This is a genomic window from Microbispora amethystogenes (genome assembly GCF_016863015.1).
Classification (GTDB): domain Bacteria; phylum Actinomycetota; class Actinomycetes; order Streptosporangiales; family Streptosporangiaceae; genus Microbispora; species Microbispora amethystogenes.
In genome coordinates this window covers 36343-52716 of sequence record NZ_BOOB01000010.1, presented here as the reverse complement: position 1 = coordinate 52716, position 16374 = coordinate 36343, and the positions used below count along the sequence as shown (strand labels likewise).

Below are 16374 nucleotides of genomic sequence, written 5' to 3'. Positions count from 1 at the left end.
ACGCAGAGTAAAGACCCGGCTGCGGTTTAGCCAGGACGCGGACTGCGGAATGATTGGCGATGCAACTCATCGTAATCGCGAGGTCGCAATGCGTAGACAAGTCCGGCTTACCGACGTGGAGCTGCTCGAAGCCGTCCGGGGAGGCGACACGGCGGCGTACGGAACGCTCTACCGGCGCCACTCCGCCGCCGCCCGGTCCCTGGCCCGGCAGCTCACGCAGAGTGAGGAGGCGGTCGAGAACCTCCTCGTGGAGATCTTCGCGAGGGTGCTGGAGCTGGTGCGGCGCGGTGGCGGCCCCGCCTCCGCCTTCCGGCCCTACCTGCTGGCGTCGCTGCGCCGGTACGCCGCCACCGGGGCGGTCGACCTGGCCGACGGCGACTCCCTCTACGTGGACCCCGAGCTGAAGGGGCTCGAACGCGCGCCGCTCGCCCGCGCCTATCTCTCGCTGCCGGAGCGCTGGCGCATGGCGCTGTGGCACGTGGAGATCGAGGGAGCCGATCCGGCGGAGGCGGGCCCGCTGCTCGGGCTCTCGGGACGGGCGACCGTCGAGCTCACCGGGAGGGCCCGCCGCGCGCTGCGGGAGGCGTACGTGCGGCTGCGCCTGGACGGCGGTCCGCGCGAGGAGTGCCGGCCGATCCTCATCACGATCCTGCGTTACATGGAGAACGGGCTGCCGAAGCAGGAGGCCGCCGAGGTCGACGGGCACGTCGCCGAGTGCATCGACTGCCGGTCGGTCTTCCTGGAGATGGTGGACCTCACGCAGGGGCTGCGGGACGTTGTCGGCCAGCTTGTCGCGGGGCCGGCCGTGGACGAGTACCTCGCGGACCTCGCCGCGCACAGGCGGCACGAGCAGGCCTCCGGCGGTAAGGCCAGGTCGGGCGCCCGGGTGGGCGGCAGCCCCCTGGCCGGCCTGCGGGCCGCCTACGACAGAGCCGGGGTCTCCGTGCGAAGCGCCTGGACGGGCGCGGTCGCGACGCTCGGCGCCACCGGCGACCGGGTGCGGACGCCCCTCACGCGGTTGCCGGCCCTCGTGCGAAGCGTGCCGGCGCCGTACCGCGCGGTGCTGGGCGGCATCGCTGTGGCCGGCCTGGCGACGGTGGCCTTCCTGCTCGTCGCCGAACCGGCGGGCGTGCTTCCGGTGAGCATCTCGGGATCACCGAACCGGACGGGCGAGCCGGGAGGAGCCCCGGACCGGCAGGGACCCGCCACCGGCACACCTGGCACGCCCGGCACAGGCACTCCCGGCCCGGCTCTCGCGCGGGGAGCGGCGCCGGACGAGCCGGTCAGCCCCGTGACACCGGCCGGGACGGCCGCGATGCCGGAGCCGGCCCGGCCGGACGACCCGGTCCCGCCGCCGCCTGACCGCCGAGGGCACGCCGGGTGGCCTCCGGCTCCCCGGCACTCCTCCGACGTCCGGGTGAACGCGGGGCACGCCCCCGCACAGGAGAACAGCGCACAGGAGGGCCGCTCCTCGGCCCCGGAACGGCAGCGGGTGCGCCGGCAGGTTCCTCGTGCGCCGTACGAGACGAACCGCGAACAGGGCAACTGGGAGGCGCACCAGCAGTTCCCCACCCGCCAGGAGGTGCGTCAGCGGGTTCCCGGGCAGACCCGCGCCGACGTCCGGGATCACGCCGCCCAGGATCACGCCGGACGGCGCACCCGGCCCGGCGGCGAGAGCGGGAAGCGGCACGCCGCGCGTACCCCGCACCCCGGCGCGGCCGGGCCGGTCGTCGCCATCGACCCGCTCGGCGCCCTGCTGCGCGGGCAGCCGGGCCTCGTCGCCGTACGGCTGCGCAACGCGGGCGGCGCACCCACAGAGGGGGAGAACGCGGAGGGGAAGAAGGCGGCAGGGAAGGACGAGGTCGTCGCGACCGTGACGCTCCCGCCGGGAGTCAGGTTCGTGGCCCGGAGCCGATACGGGCAGGTCGGCGTACCTTCCCGCGCGCATCAGGACGGGCGCGCGAAAGACGGGCGTACGAAAGACGGGAGAGCGAAAGACGGTGGCAGTGATACGGAGGACGGTGGCACGGGGAGCGGTGGCACGGGTAGCGGCGGGACGGGGCGCGGCGATAGGGAGGACGGCGATACGGAGGGCGGCGGCACGGGGGACGGGTGGACCTGCACGGCGGAGGGCCGGGTCGTGCGGTGTGCCCGCGAGCCGCTGGCGGCCGGGGAGGTGACCGCGCTCTTCCTGAAGGTGGCCGTGGCCGCGGACGCGCCCACGGGGAGGGCGTTCACGGTCCGGGTCCGCTCGGGGCGGACGGAGGCCACCGCGCGATCGACGGCGGGAGTACGCGGGTCGGGTGTCGCGGCCCGGTTCGCCGCCGACGGCCGTCTCGTGACGCGGGTCGTCGGCAACGCGCTCGTGAGCACCGCCGCGCCGCCCGTCCCCTGCGGCGCCGTCGCCTCCGCCGCTCCCGGTGGTGGCGCGGGCGTCAGCGTGCCCGTCGACCTCGACGCGGACGACTCGACGCCGACGTCGAGTTGCGCCGATCTCGCTCTGCCCAGGGCCGGCCGGGTGCTGTGGGCCGGGCTCTACTGGTCGGCGGACGGCAGGCGGGCGCATCCCACCGGCGACGTCCGGGTGCGGGCGCCGGGCAGCCCGGCGTACGTCACCGTGCGCGCGGCCGAGATCGCGCGGCGGAATCTGCCGACGGGACCCGGCTACCAGGCGTTCGCCGACGTCACGTCCCTGGTCCGCGCCGCGGGCGGGGGCCGCTGGTGGGTCGCCGGGGCGGCCCCGGCGCGTACGGGGACGGTTCGCCACGCCGCCTGGGGCCTGGTGGTGCTGGCCGTGGACGAGCGGCAGCCGTACACGCGGGTGGTGGTGCTGGACGCCGCGGCCGTCGTCGGGGTCGAGGAGGAGGCGCTGCGGATCCCCCTCGACGGCCTGGCTCCCGGCGGCGCCCCGGCGCGGATCGACCTGATGGTGTGGAACGCCGAGGGGGTCAGGGCCGGGATCGCCACCGACCGCGGCCGGGGTCGTGGCGAGGACCGGCGGGACGCGGGTGTCCTCGCGGCGGACACCACCGGCGGCGTCGCGGTGGACTCACTCCACACGCTGCTAGGGCGCCGCCCCACGCTGCGTCTCGCCACCAGGCGCGAGCCGGCCTTCTTCGGGGTCGCGGTCGTGAGCGCGAGGACGTGGTCCTGACATATTCCGCCTCTTCGAGGGGAGCTTTTCCCGAAGGTGACCGATAACGAATGAGTGGCAGGTAATACCTGGACAAACTGGTACGGTCGGCGTGAACGCTTCCGATTCCAGGGGCCGCGGATGTCCCGATCTCCCATTAGGGGGCGAGGGCTGAATCGCCGGGAATCACCCTCGCGGGAACACACGCTTGACTACCCTGAGAGAGCCACGTAGGAAGGGCGGTGTCGCGTGGATCGCTGCGCGCTGTTCGTTGACGCCGGCTACTTGCTGGCAGACGGCGCGATGGCCGTCCATGGGACCCGCCATCGCGAGGCCGTCTCCTGGGACTATCCCGGGCTGCTGCGGTTCCTGACGAACCTGTCGCGCGAGCGCACCGGCCTGCCGTTGCTGCGCTGCTACTGGTACGAGGCGACCGTCGAGGGCCGCCGGACGCCCGAGCACGACGTGCTGGCCGACATTCCCGGTCTCAAGCTCCGCCTCGGACGCATCCGTCCGGGCCGCCGCGAGGGCGTGGACGCGCAGGTCCACCGAGACCTGATGACCCTGGCCCGCAACAACGCCGTCTGCGACGCGGTCGTGGTCAGCGGTGACGAGGATCTCACCCAGGTGGTGAGCGACGCGCAGGACCTCGGCATCCGCGTGACGGTCATGCAACTGGCCGCGGACGGCGCCTGGTCCGCCGCGCGCACCCTGCGCCAGGAGTGCGACGACCTCGTGGAGATCGCGGGCGCGCACCTGCGGCCGTACGTCGCGCTCTCGACCGCGGCGGACGCGGGCCAGAACATCGGCAACGGGCAGCACCAGCTCACGGCGGGCAACGGCCAGCACCACGGCAACGGCGTCGTCGCCCACGCGAACGGCTCGCTGCCCGCCGGCACCCAGGTCAACGGCTCCCACCTGCACGGTTCGCCGCCGAACGGGCCGCGCTCGCAGGGGTCGCAGTCGCAGGCCGGCTACATCCTCGGCTCGCACACCGCAGGCCTTCCCGCCTCCGGCGGGCACGACAGCGCCTCGTACGGCTCGGGCCTGAGCGGTCCGGATGCGCACGGCTCCGGCTCACGTGATCCGGGCACACACGACGCCTCGACGCCGGGCACCTCGTCGTCAGACGCTTCCACGCCGGGTCTTCCGGCATCAGGTGCGCCGGCGTCCGATGGGCTGGCACAAAGCGGTGGGCCGGCACAGAGCGGTGGGTCGCACGGCTCGGGGTCACACGCCTCTGGCTCCCACAGCGCCGGTTCACATGGTGCCGGTTCGCACGGCACCGGTTCGCACGGCACCGGTTCGCACGGCACCGGTTCGCACGGCACCGGTTCGCACAGCGCCACTTCGCATGGTGCCGGTTCGCATGATCCGGGATCGCTCGGTTCGGCGTCGCATGGAGGATCGTCACTGGGCGGGTCGCTCGGCGGCGGGGCACACAGCACGGGCGCCCACTCGTCCGGCAGCCATGCGTCCGGCGCTCACGCGTCAGGCACCACGGGGTCAGGCGGCCACATGTCGGACGGTCACTCGTCCGGCGGTCACATGTCGGGCGGTCACATGTCGGGCAGCCTCGGATCCGGTGTACATGGTTCGAGTGCGCATGGGTCGAGCGCACATGGGTCGAGCGCACATGGTTCTGGTGCGCACGGGTCGAGCGCGCATGGTTCCGGTGCGCAGGACGCAGGTGCGTTCGGTTCCGGCGCTCACGGTTCGGGTGCTCACGGTTCGGGTGCTCACGGTTCGGGCACGCGAGGCTCAGAGACGCACAGCTCTGAGACCCACGGTTCAGGGGGCCACGGTTCGGGAACCCACGGTTCGGGAACCCACGGTTCGGAGACCCACAGCTCGGGAACGCAGGGTTCGGGCGCGCACGGCTCTGGGGCTCACTCCGGGACCCACTCCGCCGCCCACTCCGGGGCCCACGGTGGCGGCCGATCTTCCGGGCATGCCCGCCCGGCGCTTCCGGCGCAGCCGTCTCCACCGGTCTACAACGGCTATCCGCCGGAAGCCCAGCAGTCGCTCAGCCAGTCGCAGCAGCGCCCGGCTTCACCGCCCTCATCGATGCCGCCCCCGTCCATGCCGCTGCCGGCTCCACCGGCGCCCCCTCCGCCGTCGCCACCCGCAGGTCAGGCGCCACCGACGACGCCGTTGCACACCCAGTACTCCTCCGGTCCCGGCGGTTACTCGCCCTCCCAGCTCGGGCCGTACACCGGCCCACAGCCAGCGCCGGTGCCGATGCAGCCCGGAGGCACCACAACGTTGGCCGAGGCGGTGCAGGCCGCGCACAAGGAGGGCCACGACTTCGGCGAGTCCGTGGCCAGGGACGCTCCCGCGCTCTGGCTGGAGGCGGTGCTCGCCCGGAAGCCCCGCATGCCGTCCGACCTGGAGGCCAGGCTTCTGCAGGGGTCGTCGCTCCCGATCGACTTCCTCCTCCACGACGAGGTCCGGCACGCGCTGCGGCGCGGCTTCTGGGACGCCCTGGAGCGGGCCCGCCGCTAGCCGGCCCCGTGAGCGCCAACGATCACCGGGGTGGAGGGAGCGGAGCGGAAGGGACCGAGGACCGCAGCGAAGGCCCAGCGAAGCGGGCTTCGCGAGGACCGGAGGTTCCTTCCGGCGCAGTGACCGACTTGGCCAGGGGAGGTCCGGGGGTTCTTCGGGCGCAGTGACCAACCTGGCCAAAGGAGGACCGGGGGTTCCTTCCGGCGCAGTGACCGGCCCGGCCGAGGTTCGAGGAATCCCCGCTAGCCCGGAGTCCGGGTGCGCAGGGCCCGGACGCACCAGGTGAGGGCGGGTGTCGGGTCGTCCGGGGGCGGCCAGCCGTTGACCACCGCGAGCAGCCGGGAGTAGGTCTGGCGGCGCGGGTCGTTCGCGGTTTCCAGCAGCGTGAGCAATCGGCGTCGCAGGGCCGCGTCGTCCGGGTGGCGCAGGGTCGCGGCATACCGTGCGGTGATCGCGGCGAGGTATGGTCCGGCGCCGGACGAGGCGGGATCGACGCCCGCCGCAAGCGCGGGGGCGACCTGGTCGCGGACGATCGCGACGGCGTCCGGACGTGGGACGGTGCCCCGACGTGTGGCGGTGCCCCGATGCGGTCCGGCCTCTGGTCGTGGGGCGGTATCTGGACGTGGGGCGGTGTCCCGATGCAGGGCGGTGTCTGGACGTGTGGCGGTGCCCCGATGTGGTCCGGCCTCTGGTCGTGGGGCGGTGTCTGGACGTGGGGCGGTGTCCCGATGCAGGGCGGTGTCTGGACCTGGGGCGGTGGCGGCTGTGCGGTCGGCTATGAGCTGTTCGGCGATGCGCCTGAGGGCGGCCCGGAAGGTCGGGTCGGCGGACAGCTCGGCGAGTTGGACCCAGGCCTCGACCTGCTCGGGTTCGGGGTCGTCGGGGAGTTCGGGGGTCATCGTGCGTCTGATCCCGGTCAGGTCGGCGTCCAGTTCGCCGAAGGCGGCGTCGAGGAAGTCGTCGATCAGCCGCCGTCGTTCGTCTTCGGTGAGCCGGGCGAGTCTGTGCATAAGATCCGTCTCCTCAGGGGTGGAGCCGCGCCTGGCCACCGCGAGCGCCACCGCGTGCCGCAATCGCAGCACGCGGATCTGCACCGCCAGCGCCTCGGCGTGCGCCGCCGCGACCTCGGTCAGCGTGGCGTCCCGGTCGAGGACCCTCCTGATCGTGGGAAGGTCGATCCCCAGGTCGCGCAGTGTGCGTACGAGGTGCAGGCGGGCCACGGCGTCAGGGCCGTAGCGGCGGTGGCCGGCCGGGCTTCGGTCGGTGGGCGGCACGATCCCGCGGTCGGAGTAGAACCGGATGGCCTTGATCGTCAGCCCGGTTCGCGCCGCCAGTTCGCCGATCGAACACAACGTGTCGCCGTCCATGCCTCCCACCCTTCCGTCTCCCCCTGGGGGAGACGCAACCCGGCGGAGGAGGTCCGGTCCGGCGGGGATGAGGCGATGTCTCAGCCGAGGGCGTCGAGCCTCAGCCGAGGGCGTCGAAGCCGGCCCGCAGGTGGGCGACCCGCTCGCCCAGGTCGGAGATCGCGCCGCTCAGCGGTGAGTCGTCCGGCTCGCCGGCCAGTTCCCGCACCCGGCGTAGGTCGTCCTCGACGGCGGCCAGCCGCTTGGCCAGCTCGGCCAGGACGGACGTCAGGTCGGTCCCGCCGCCCCCGGGCAGTTCGCCGGCCAGCCGCTCGCGCAGCAGCGCCGCCTGCTCGGTGAGGCGCCGGTTCATGGCGTAGAGCTCCACGAACACGGAGACCTTCGCGCGCAGCACCCAGGGGTCGAACGGCTTGGTGAGATAGTCGACCGCTCCGGCGGCGTACCCGCGGAAGGCGTAGTCGGGCGCGCTGTCGACCACGGTCAGGAAGATGATCGGGATGTTCCTGGTGCGCTCTCTGCGCTTGATGTGCGCGGCCGTCTCGAAGCCGTCCATGCCGGGCATGCGCACGTCGAGCAGGATGAGGGCGAAGTCACTCGACAGGAGAGCCTTCAGCGCCTCCTCGCCGGAGCGCGCCCGTACGGGCACGACGTCCAGCGAACTCAGGATCGCCTCGAGGGCGATCAGGTTCTCCTCGCGGTCGTCGACCAGCAGGACCCTGGCGCGGTCAGGCATCGATCATGCCTCCTGGGAGTCGCGGGACTCGGGGGCCGGCACGCCCCTCGTCCGTTCTGTGCCCACGTTCCGCCCGCGCATGAGCCATCCGCGCAGTCGTTCGAGCAGCCGGTCCACGTCGACCGGCTTCGGCACGTAGTCGGACGCGCCCGACGCGATGCTCTTCTCCCGGTCGCCCCGCATGACCTTCGCCGTCAGCGCGATGATCGGGAGATCGGCGAACTGCGGCATCTTCCTGATCGCCGAGGTCGTCGCCCAGCCGTCCATCTCGGGCATCATGATGTCCATCAGGACGAGCGCGACGTCCTCGTTGCGTTCGAGCTGTTCGATGCCCTCACGGCCGTTCTCGGCGTAGACGACGGTCGAGCCGTGCCGTTCCAGCACGCTGGTCAGCGCGAAGACGTTGCGGATGTCGTCGTCCACGATGAGGATCTTGGCTCCGGACAGCGGGTCGTCGCCCTGCCAGTCGTGGACGTGGCCGTCGGGGATCGGGGTGAGCTGCGCCATGGGCGGGTCGGTCGGCAGCGGGATCTCCGGGAGGATCTCCTTGATGTGCAGCTCGGGCACGTCCACCTCGGGTCCGTCCACGGACGCCAGCGAGGTGATCGCACCGCCGTCGGACGCGGCGAGCGGGCCGGAGTAGCTCGGCGGCAGATAGAGCGTGAAGGTGCTGCCCGCCCCGGGCGTGCTCTGGACGTGGATCTCGCCGCCGAGGAGGCGGGCGATCTCCCGGCAGATCGACAGGCCGAGGCCGGTGCCGCCGTACTTGCGGCTGGTCGTGCCGTCGGCCTGCCGGAACTGCTCGAAGATCACTTCGAGCTTGTCCGGCGCGATGCCGATGCCGGTGTCGACGACCTTGAAGGCGAGCATGTCCCGCGCGCCCTGCAGCTTCTCGTCCACGTACGGCACGTCGGCGGTCGCGCGGGTCACCTTCAGGCTGACCTCGCCCTCGTGGGTGAACTTCACCGCGTTGGACAGCAGGTTGCGCAGCACCTGCTGCAGGCGCTGCTCGTCGCTGCTGACGTCGCCGGGCACCGAGGGGTCGACGTCGACGGTGAAGGAGAGCCCCTTGTCCCGCGCGAGCGGGGCGAACGTCGCCTCCATGTACTCGACCAGCGCGGCCACCGACATGGCCTGCGGGTGGATGTCCATGCGGCCCGCCTCGACCTTGGACAGGTCGAGGATGTCGTTGATGAGCTGGAGCAGCGCCGAGCCCGCGTCGTGGATGGTGCGGGCGAACTCGACCTGCTGCGGCGTCAGGTTGCCCTCGGCGTTCTCCGTGAGCAGCTTGGCGAGCACGAGCAGGCTGTTCAGCGGGGTGCGCAGCTCGTGGGACATGTTCGCCAGGAACTCGGACTTGTAGCGGGACGACACCGCGAGCTGCTCGGCGCGCTCCTCCAGCGTCCGCCGGGCCTGCTCGATCTGGAAGTTCTGGATCTCGATGGCCCGGTTCTGCTTGGCCAGCAGCGCCGCCTTGTCCTCCAGCTCGGCGTTGGACCGGCGCAGCTCCTCCTGCTGGCGCTGCAGCTCGTCGGAGCGCTCCTGCAGCTCGATGGCGAGCCGCTGCGACTCGGTCAGCAGCGCCTCGGTCCGGGAGTTCGCCATGATCGTGTTGATGGTGACGCCGATGGTCTCGACGAGCTGCGTGAGGAACGCCACGTGCACCTGGCTGAACTGGGTGAACGAGGCCATCTCCAGGACGCCGAGCACCTTGTTCTCGAACAGGATCGGCAGCACGACGATCTGCGCCGGGTGCGACCGGCTGAGCCCGGTCTCGATCGTGATCGAGTCGGCCGGCACGTTCTCCAGGATGATCTGCTTGGCCTCCAGGGCGGCCTGGCCGATGATCCCCTCGCCCAGCTCGAAGCGCGGCTTGGGGGAGGACCCCGGCTGGATGCCGTACCCGGCGATGAGGTTGAGCCGGCCGTCGTCGTACAGATAGCAGGCGCCGTGACCGGCCGACACGAGCGGGGTGAGCTCGCTCATGATCAGCCGCGCGACCTCCATGAGGTCGCGGTGGCCCTGCATGAGGCGGGAGATGCGGGCCAGGTTGGACTTGAGCCAGTCCTGCTCCTGGTTGGTCTTGGTGGTCTGGCGCAGGGTGGACACCATCGTGTTGATGTTGTCCTTGAGCTGGGCCAGCTCGCCGGGGGCCTCCACGGTGATCGACCGGGTGAGGTCGCCCCTGGCGACGGCGCTGGTCACCTCGGCGATCGCGCGGACCTGCGTGGTGAGGTTGCCGGCCAGCTCGTTCACGCTCTCGGTGAGCCGCTTCCAGGTGCCCTCGACGCCCTCGACACGCGCCTGGCCGCCGAGCTGGCCCTCCGAGCCGACCTCGCGGGCGACGCGGGTCACCTCCGAGGCGAAGGACGACAGCTGGTCGACCATGGTGTTCATGGTGCTCTTGAGCTGGAGGATCTCGCCCTGGGCGTCGACGTCGATCTTGCGGGTCAGGTCGCCGTTGGCGACGGCCGTGGTCACCTGGGCGATGTTGCGCACCTGGTAGGTGAAGTTGTTGGCCATCGAGTTGACGTTGTCGGTGAGGTCCTTCCAGACGCCGGAGACGCCCGGCACCCGGGCCTGGCCGCCGAGGCGTCCCTCGGTGCCGACCTCGCGGGCGACGCGGGTCACCTCGGCGGCGAACGCCGAGAGCTGGTCGACCATCGTGTTCATCGTGTCCTTGAGCTCCAGGATCTCGCCCTGGGCGTCCACGGTGATCTTCTTCGACAGGTTGCCCTGGGCGACGGCGGTGGACACGACGGCGATCTGACGGATCTGGGACGTCAGGTTGTTCGCCATGAAGTTGACGTTGTCGGTGAGGTCCTTCCAGTTGCCCGACACGCCGCGCACCTGCGCCTGGCCGCCGAGGCGTCCCTCGGTGCCGACCTCGCGGGCGACGCGGGTCACCTCCGAGGCGAAGGACGACAGCTGGTCGACCATCGTGTTCATGGTGCTCTTGAGTTCGAGCATCTCGCCCTGGGCGTCGACGTCGATCTTCCGGGTGAAGTCGCCGTTGGCGACGGCCGTGGTCACCTGGGCGATGTTGCGCACCTGGTAGGTGAGGTTCCTGGCCATCGAGTTGACGTTGTCGGTGAGGTCCTTCCAGACGCCCGACACGCCCTTCACCTCGGCGCGGCCGCCCAGCTTGCCCTCGGTGCCGACCTCGCGGGCGACCCGGGTGACCTCGTCGGCGAAGGCCGAGAGCTGGTCGACCATCGTGTTCAGGGTCTCCTTGAGCTCCAGGATCTCGCCCTGGGCGTCCACGGTGATCTTCTTGGACAGGTCGCCCTTCGCGACGGCGGTGGACACCACGGCGATCTGCCGGACCTGCGAGGTCAGGTTGTTCGCCATGAAGTTGACGTTGTCGGTGAGGTCCTTCCACGTCCCCGAGACGCCGCGCACCTGCGCCTGGCCGCCCAGAATGCCCTCGGTGCCGACCTCGCGGGCGACCCGGGTGACCTCCTCGGCGAACGCCGAGAGCTGGTCGACCATCGTGTTGACGGTGTGCTTGAGCTCCAGCATCTCGCCGACGGCGTCGACGGTGACCTTGCGGCTCAGGTCGCCCTTGGCCACCGCGGTCGTCACCTCGGCGATGTCGCGCACCTGCGCGGAGACGCGGTCGGACATCGTGTTGACGGCCTCGGTGAGGTCGCGCCAGCTTCCCGACATGCCGCGCAGGTTGGCCCGGCCGCCCAGCCGGCCCTCGGTGCCGAGGTCGCGGGTGACCCGGGTCACCTCCGAGGTGAACAGCGAGAGCTGGTCGACCATGCCGTTGATGGCCTTGCCGAGCCGCCGCACCTCGCCCCGGGCCGCGCGGTCCACGTCGATCCGGCGGGACAGGTCGCCCTTGGCCACCGCGTCGATGACGTCGGCGGCGCCGCTGACCGGGGTGACGATCGCGTCGATCAGGTCGTTGACCGAGCCCACGCTCTCCGCCCAGGCGCCCACGCCCGGTCCCGGGCTCAGCCGCTCGGTGAACCGGCCCTCCTTGACGACCTCGCGGCGCACCCGGGCCAGCTCGTTGGCGAGGTGCTCACGCCTGTCCGCCACCTCGTTGAGCAGCAGCCTGATCTCGCTGAGGATCCCCGCGGGGGCGTGGGAGACGCGTCGGCGGAAGTCGCCGTCCCGCCAGGTGATGAGGGTTTCCAGAAAGGGAACGAGATCGGATTCGGTGTAGGTCCGTTCGGTCCCGGCCAGTTCGACGTTGGCGGGCGACATCTAGCCTCCTTTACCCCGATCGGGGCTGACGCGACCAAGGCAGCGGCCAGTACGGCCTTGTCCAGCCGTGGACTCCATGCCAGTCTGTCACGTTCCGTGGAGTGCGGGGCCCCCTTGCCTGACCCGGCGTCAGCCCGAAGTGTGGTAAGCAAGAAGCGGTGGCTGTTTCCCCTCGTGCCGTTCTCGCCGCGTCATTCACGCCGGGCGAGACGGCCGTACCCGACGCGAAGCGGTTCACGCGTGAAGTGATGACCGCGTGGGCGGCCCTGTCCGTGTGCCCGGAAGCCGAGCGCCTGGTGGGCGAACTCGTCGCCGGGGCGTCCGGAGGGCCCTTCGAGGTGGCCTGGCTGCACCACGGGGAGACCGTCCAGGTGGAGGTGCGGGAGAAGTCGGACGACCCCGACTTCGGGCCGCAGGCCGAGGCCGCGACCTGGGGTGTGACGTTCACCTCGTCCCTGCGCACCCGGTGGGCCCGGCTCGACCTGCCCGGCGGTGAGCCGGTGCAGAGCGACGAGTGGCTGCTGGAGGCCGCGCACGGCCCGGGCTGGCTCGGCTTCCTGGCCGACGCGAGCGACCTGCTGGCGGGCACGCTCAACCCCGAGATGGTGCCGGCGATCATCGCGCAGATCGTGGTGCCGCGCCTGGCCAGCTGGTGCGCCGTCTACACCGCGCAGGACGGCTCGGGCGACCTGCGCCCCGCGTACCTGTGGCACGCGGACGAGACGCAGATCGACGTCATGCGCGACGAGCTGGAGGACGTCGCGCTGCCGGCGGACGACGGGCCCGCCGTGCTGCCGCTGGGCGAGTGGCAGGCGCTGGCGTACCCGCTGACCGCGCGCGGGCGGCGGCTCGGCGTGATGTGCCTGGGCCGGCGCGACCACTTCCCCGACGAGGCGATGCAGATCGCCGAGGACCTCGGCCGGCGCGCGGCGCTGGCGCTCGACAACGCCCGCCTGTACGCGCAGCAGGCCGCGGCCAACCGGGCGCTCCAGCGCAGCCTGCTGCCGCCCGACGAGCCGGACACGCCCGGCCTCGACTTCCACGTGATCTACGAGCCGGCCGGCGAGACCAACGAGGTCGGCGGCGACTTCTACGACCTGTTCCCGGTCGCCCAGGGCGTCTGGCGGTTCGCGATCGGCGACGTGTGCGGCACCGGCCCCGAGGCCGCCGCCGTGACCGGGCTGGCCCGGCACACGCTCCGGCTGCTCGCCCGCGAGGGGTACGGCGTGGCCGCCGTAGTGGGCCGCCTCAACCAGGCGATCCTGGAGGAGGGGGAGCGCGCCCGCTTCCTGACGCTGCTGCACGGCCAGATCAACGTCGTGCCCGAAGGGCTCGACATCCGGCTCGTCTCCGCCGGGCACCCGGAGGCGATGCGGCTGCGGCCGAACGGCGAGGTCGAGGTCGTCGCCTCGCCGCAGTCGCTGCTCGGGGTGTTCCCCGAGGCGAGGTTCCAGGAGGACGAGCTGCGGCTCACGCCCGGTGACGTGCTGCTCGGCGTGACCGACGGGGTGACCGAGCGGAGGTCGGGCGACCGGCTGCTGGACGACGACGGCGGCCTCGCCCGGCTGCTGGCGGAGTGCGCCGACCTGTCCGCCCGCGCCGTCGCCGAGCGCATCCGCCGCGCCGTGCAGGACTTCGCGCCCGAACCGAGCGCCGACGACCTCGCCATCCTCGTCCTGCGCGCCCCCTGACCGCCGCGTTTCGGGCGGGTCAGGCCCGGCCCAGGGCGCGTACGGCGAAGTCGATGGACGCCGCCATCTGCCGGACCCTCTCCTCGACCGCCGGCGTGCCGTCGGGCCCCGCCGCGTACCGGTAGAGGGTCGCCTCGCGGCCGTGGTCGGCGAGGGCCCGCACGTAGCGCTCCATCTGCTCCATCGGGCAGTGCGGATCGTCGTCCCCCGCGATGATCAGCAGCGGCGCCTCGACCATGTCGGCGTACGTGATCGGGGAGGACGCGGCGTACCGGTCGGGCACCTCGGCCGGAGAGCCGCCGAGCAGCGCCCGGTGCGCCGCGCGCAGGCACTCGGCCTCCTGCTCGTACATCGCCGCGTGGTCGGGGATGGGCATGGTCGCGATCCCCGCCGCCCAGGCCTTCGGCTGGGTGCCGAGCGCGAGCAGGGTCAGGTAGCCGCCCCACGAGGCCCCGGCGAGCACGAGACGGTCGGGGTCGGCGATGCCGTGTTCCACGGCCCAGTCGCGCACCGCCGCCACGTCGGCGAGCTCGATGTGGCCGACGTCTCCGCGCAGCGCGTCGCGCCAGGCCGAGCCGTACCCGGCCGAGCCGCGGTGGTTCACCCGGATCACCGCGAAGCCGCTGTCCACCCACGCCGCCACCTGCGGCTGGAAGGAGTCGTCGTCCTGCCCGCCCGGCACGCCGTCGAACGCGGCCGGCTGGCTGTGCAGCAGGAACACCGCGGGGTACGGCGCGGCGGCCCGTTCCGGCCGGGAGACGAGGGCGTGGATGCGGCCGGCCGGACCCTCCACGTCGATGTCCTCCAGCGGCACGGACGGCGGTGGCGTACGGCCGGGGCTGAAGACGACGTGGCCGTTGCTCGACCTGATCACCGGAGGGTGGGCCGCGCTCGACCAGGCGTACTCGACGGTGCCGTCGGGCCGCGGCGCCGCCGCCTCGATCACCCCGTGCGGGCTGTCGATGGGCGTGAGGCCCCCACCGGCGAGGTCGTAGCGCAGCAGTTCGGTGCGGCCCCGGTGGTTGTGGACGATCAGCAGGGCGCGGCCGTCGTCGTACCAGTCGGCGGAGATCTCCCCGCGCCCACGCAACCAGATCTCCCGCTGCTCGCCGGTCACCGTGTCCCACACGAGCGGCTCGCGGCGGCCCCGGCGCTCGTGCAGGACCAGCAGCCGCCGGTCGCCGGGCACGGGGGCGAAGCGGACCCCGATCACCCCCTTGCCGGGCCCGTCGTCCAGCTCGGCGGCCACCGATCCGTTCGCCTTCAGCACCCGTACGGCCGGGTGCAGCAGGTCGCCGTGCTCGCTGTGGGTGACGGCGACGACCGCCCCGTCGAGGGACATGTCCGCGACCACGGCGTACTCGTCGTGGTGGTAGAGCCGCACCGGCTCGTCTTCCGGCCTGGCCAGCAGGATCTCGAAACCGTCCCGGGAGGAACGGCCGACCGCCGCGGTGCCGTCGGAGGCGAGCGCGAGCCCGCTCGGATGACCGGGTGGCAGGGGAAGGGGCACGTCGGGACCGCCGTCGAACGGCTGCCGCGACCAGACGCCCTGCCCGTCGCCGCCGGCGTCGCCGAACCACCAGACCCAGCGGCCGGTCGGGTCGATCGCGCCGTGCCGGGTGCCGTTGGGGCGGTCGGTGACCTGGCGGGTGCGCCCGTTCGACCGGTCCCAGGCGTAGATCTCCCAGGCGCCGGAGGCGTTGCCGCGGTAGACGGCACGATGCGGCGCCTGCCGCGCCCACGTGGGCAGGGTCACGCGCGGTGCCCGGAACCTGGCCTGCCAGCGTTCCTCGGCCTTCATGCCGCCCTCCCCTGCGCACCTACGGGGTCGCGTTCAGTATGTCCTGTGAGGCGCGACAATGACCGCTAAATGGGTGATGTCGGGCGAGGATTCCGCCCACAGAGGAAAGGTCAGGTGCGGGCCGTCCAGCGGGAGACGCGGAACGAGGCGGTCACCTCGACCGGGTCGGGCAGGTCGCCGATTCGCGCGGCCAGTTCCTCCGGGCGCGTGTGCCAGGCGCTCGGGCCCATGCCGACCACCGCTCCGGCCTCCTCGTGGCCGAGGGAGAGCGTGAACTCCTCCGTCTCCTCGCCCTCCCGGGTGAACGCGCCGCCGAGGCTCTCCTCCAGGCGGCGCTCCTTGTCCTCGTCCACCGACAGCAGGCCGAGCCGTTCCACGAGCGGGCGCAGGTGGCCGGGGCCGGGCGTCACGACGACCAGCGTCCCGCCCGGCCGCAGGACCCGGGCGAACTCCGGCGCGTTGCGCGGCGCGAAGACGTTCAGCAGCACGTCGACGCGGGCGTCGCCGACCGGCAGAGGCCGCCACACGTCCGCGACGACCGCGCCGACACGGGGATGGGCCCGCGCGGCCCGCCGCAGCGCGTGCTTGGACACGTCGAGCGCGATCCCCACCGCGCCGTCGCCGAGCGCCGCCGCCAGGTAGTGGCCGGTGCCCGCGCCCGCGTCGGCGACCACCTCCGCGCCCGCGCACAGCCGGGTGAGGCGGCGGGCCAGCGGAGCGTAGTGGCCCGCGTCGAGGAAGCGCGCCCGCGCCGCGACCATGCCGGGCGTGTCGGCCGTGCCGGCGGGCCGGGTGAGCATGTTCACGTATCCCTGGCGCGCGACGTCGAAGGAATGGCCGCTCCCGCACCGCACCGATCCCCCCTCCAGGTGGATCTTCGCGGTGCAGAGCGGGCAGACGAGCAGGTCGATGACGTCGGCGAGCAC

Annotated in this window: 8 protein-coding genes; 3 read left to right on the top strand and 5 right to left on the bottom strand. The window is 72.6% G+C overall.

Annotated elements, in window-relative coordinates; genetic code table 11:
• Positions 1 to 88: 88 nt before the first annotated feature.
• Positions 89 to 3154: an RNA polymerase sigma factor gene (locus tag Mam01_RS07905; RefSeq protein ID WP_204284742.1), complete on the top strand. Its 3066-nt coding sequence runs from the start codon at positions 89 to 91 to the stop codon at positions 3152 to 3154.
• Between the two features lie 228 nt (positions 3155 to 3382).
• Positions 3383 to 5638 (top strand): NYN domain-containing protein, encoded by a 2256-nt coding sequence (locus tag Mam01_RS36430; RefSeq protein ID WP_239101128.1) that lies wholly within the window; start codon positions 3383 to 3385, stop codon positions 5636 to 5638.
• 242 nt (positions 5639 to 5880) lie between these two features.
• Here the strand turns inward: Mam01_RS36430 and Mam01_RS36425 are convergent, their stop codons facing one another.
• The 3 genes from Mam01_RS36425 to Mam01_RS07880 all read right to left on the bottom strand — a co-directional run bounded on the left by Mam01_RS36425 (position 5881) and on the right by Mam01_RS07880 (position 11956).
• The gene (locus Mam01_RS36425) at positions 5881 to 7005 is read right to left on the bottom strand and encodes a MerR family transcriptional regulator (RefSeq protein ID WP_239101127.1); all 1125 of its coding nucleotides are present in this window, start codon (positions 7003 to 7005) and stop codon (positions 5881 to 5883) included.
• A gap of 100 nt (positions 7006 to 7105) precedes the next feature.
• On the bottom strand, positions 7106 to 7738 hold the full coding sequence (locus Mam01_RS07885; protein ID WP_204284741.1) for a response regulator: 633 nt from the start codon (positions 7736 to 7738) through the stop codon (positions 7106 to 7108).
• A gap of 3 nt (positions 7739 to 7741) precedes the next feature.
• Positions 7742 to 11956, bottom strand: coding sequence for a HAMP domain-containing protein (locus Mam01_RS07880; protein WP_204284740.1), 4215 nt, complete (start codon positions 11954 to 11956; stop codon positions 7742 to 7744).
• Positions 11957 to 12114: 158 nt separating this feature from the next.
• Here Mam01_RS07880 and Mam01_RS07875 point away from each other — a divergent pair, with 158 nt between their 5' ends.
• Positions 12115 to 13647 (top strand): PP2C family protein-serine/threonine phosphatase, encoded by a 1533-nt coding sequence (locus Mam01_RS07875; RefSeq protein ID WP_239101126.1) that lies wholly within the window; start codon positions 12115 to 12117, stop codon positions 13645 to 13647.
• 19 nt (positions 13648 to 13666) lie between these two features.
• On the opposite strand, the gene Mam01_RS07870 is transcribed toward Mam01_RS07875, so the two are convergent.
• On the bottom strand, positions 13667 to 15448 hold the full coding sequence (locus tag Mam01_RS07870; RefSeq protein ID WP_204284739.1) for a S9 family peptidase: 1782 nt from the start codon (positions 15446 to 15448) through the stop codon (positions 13667 to 13669).
• A 110-nt stretch (positions 15449 to 15558) separates the two neighbouring features.
• Positions 15559 to 16374, bottom strand: a complete 816-nt coding sequence (locus Mam01_RS07865; RefSeq protein ID WP_204284761.1) for a putative RNA methyltransferase — start codon at positions 16372 to 16374, stop codon at positions 15559 to 15561.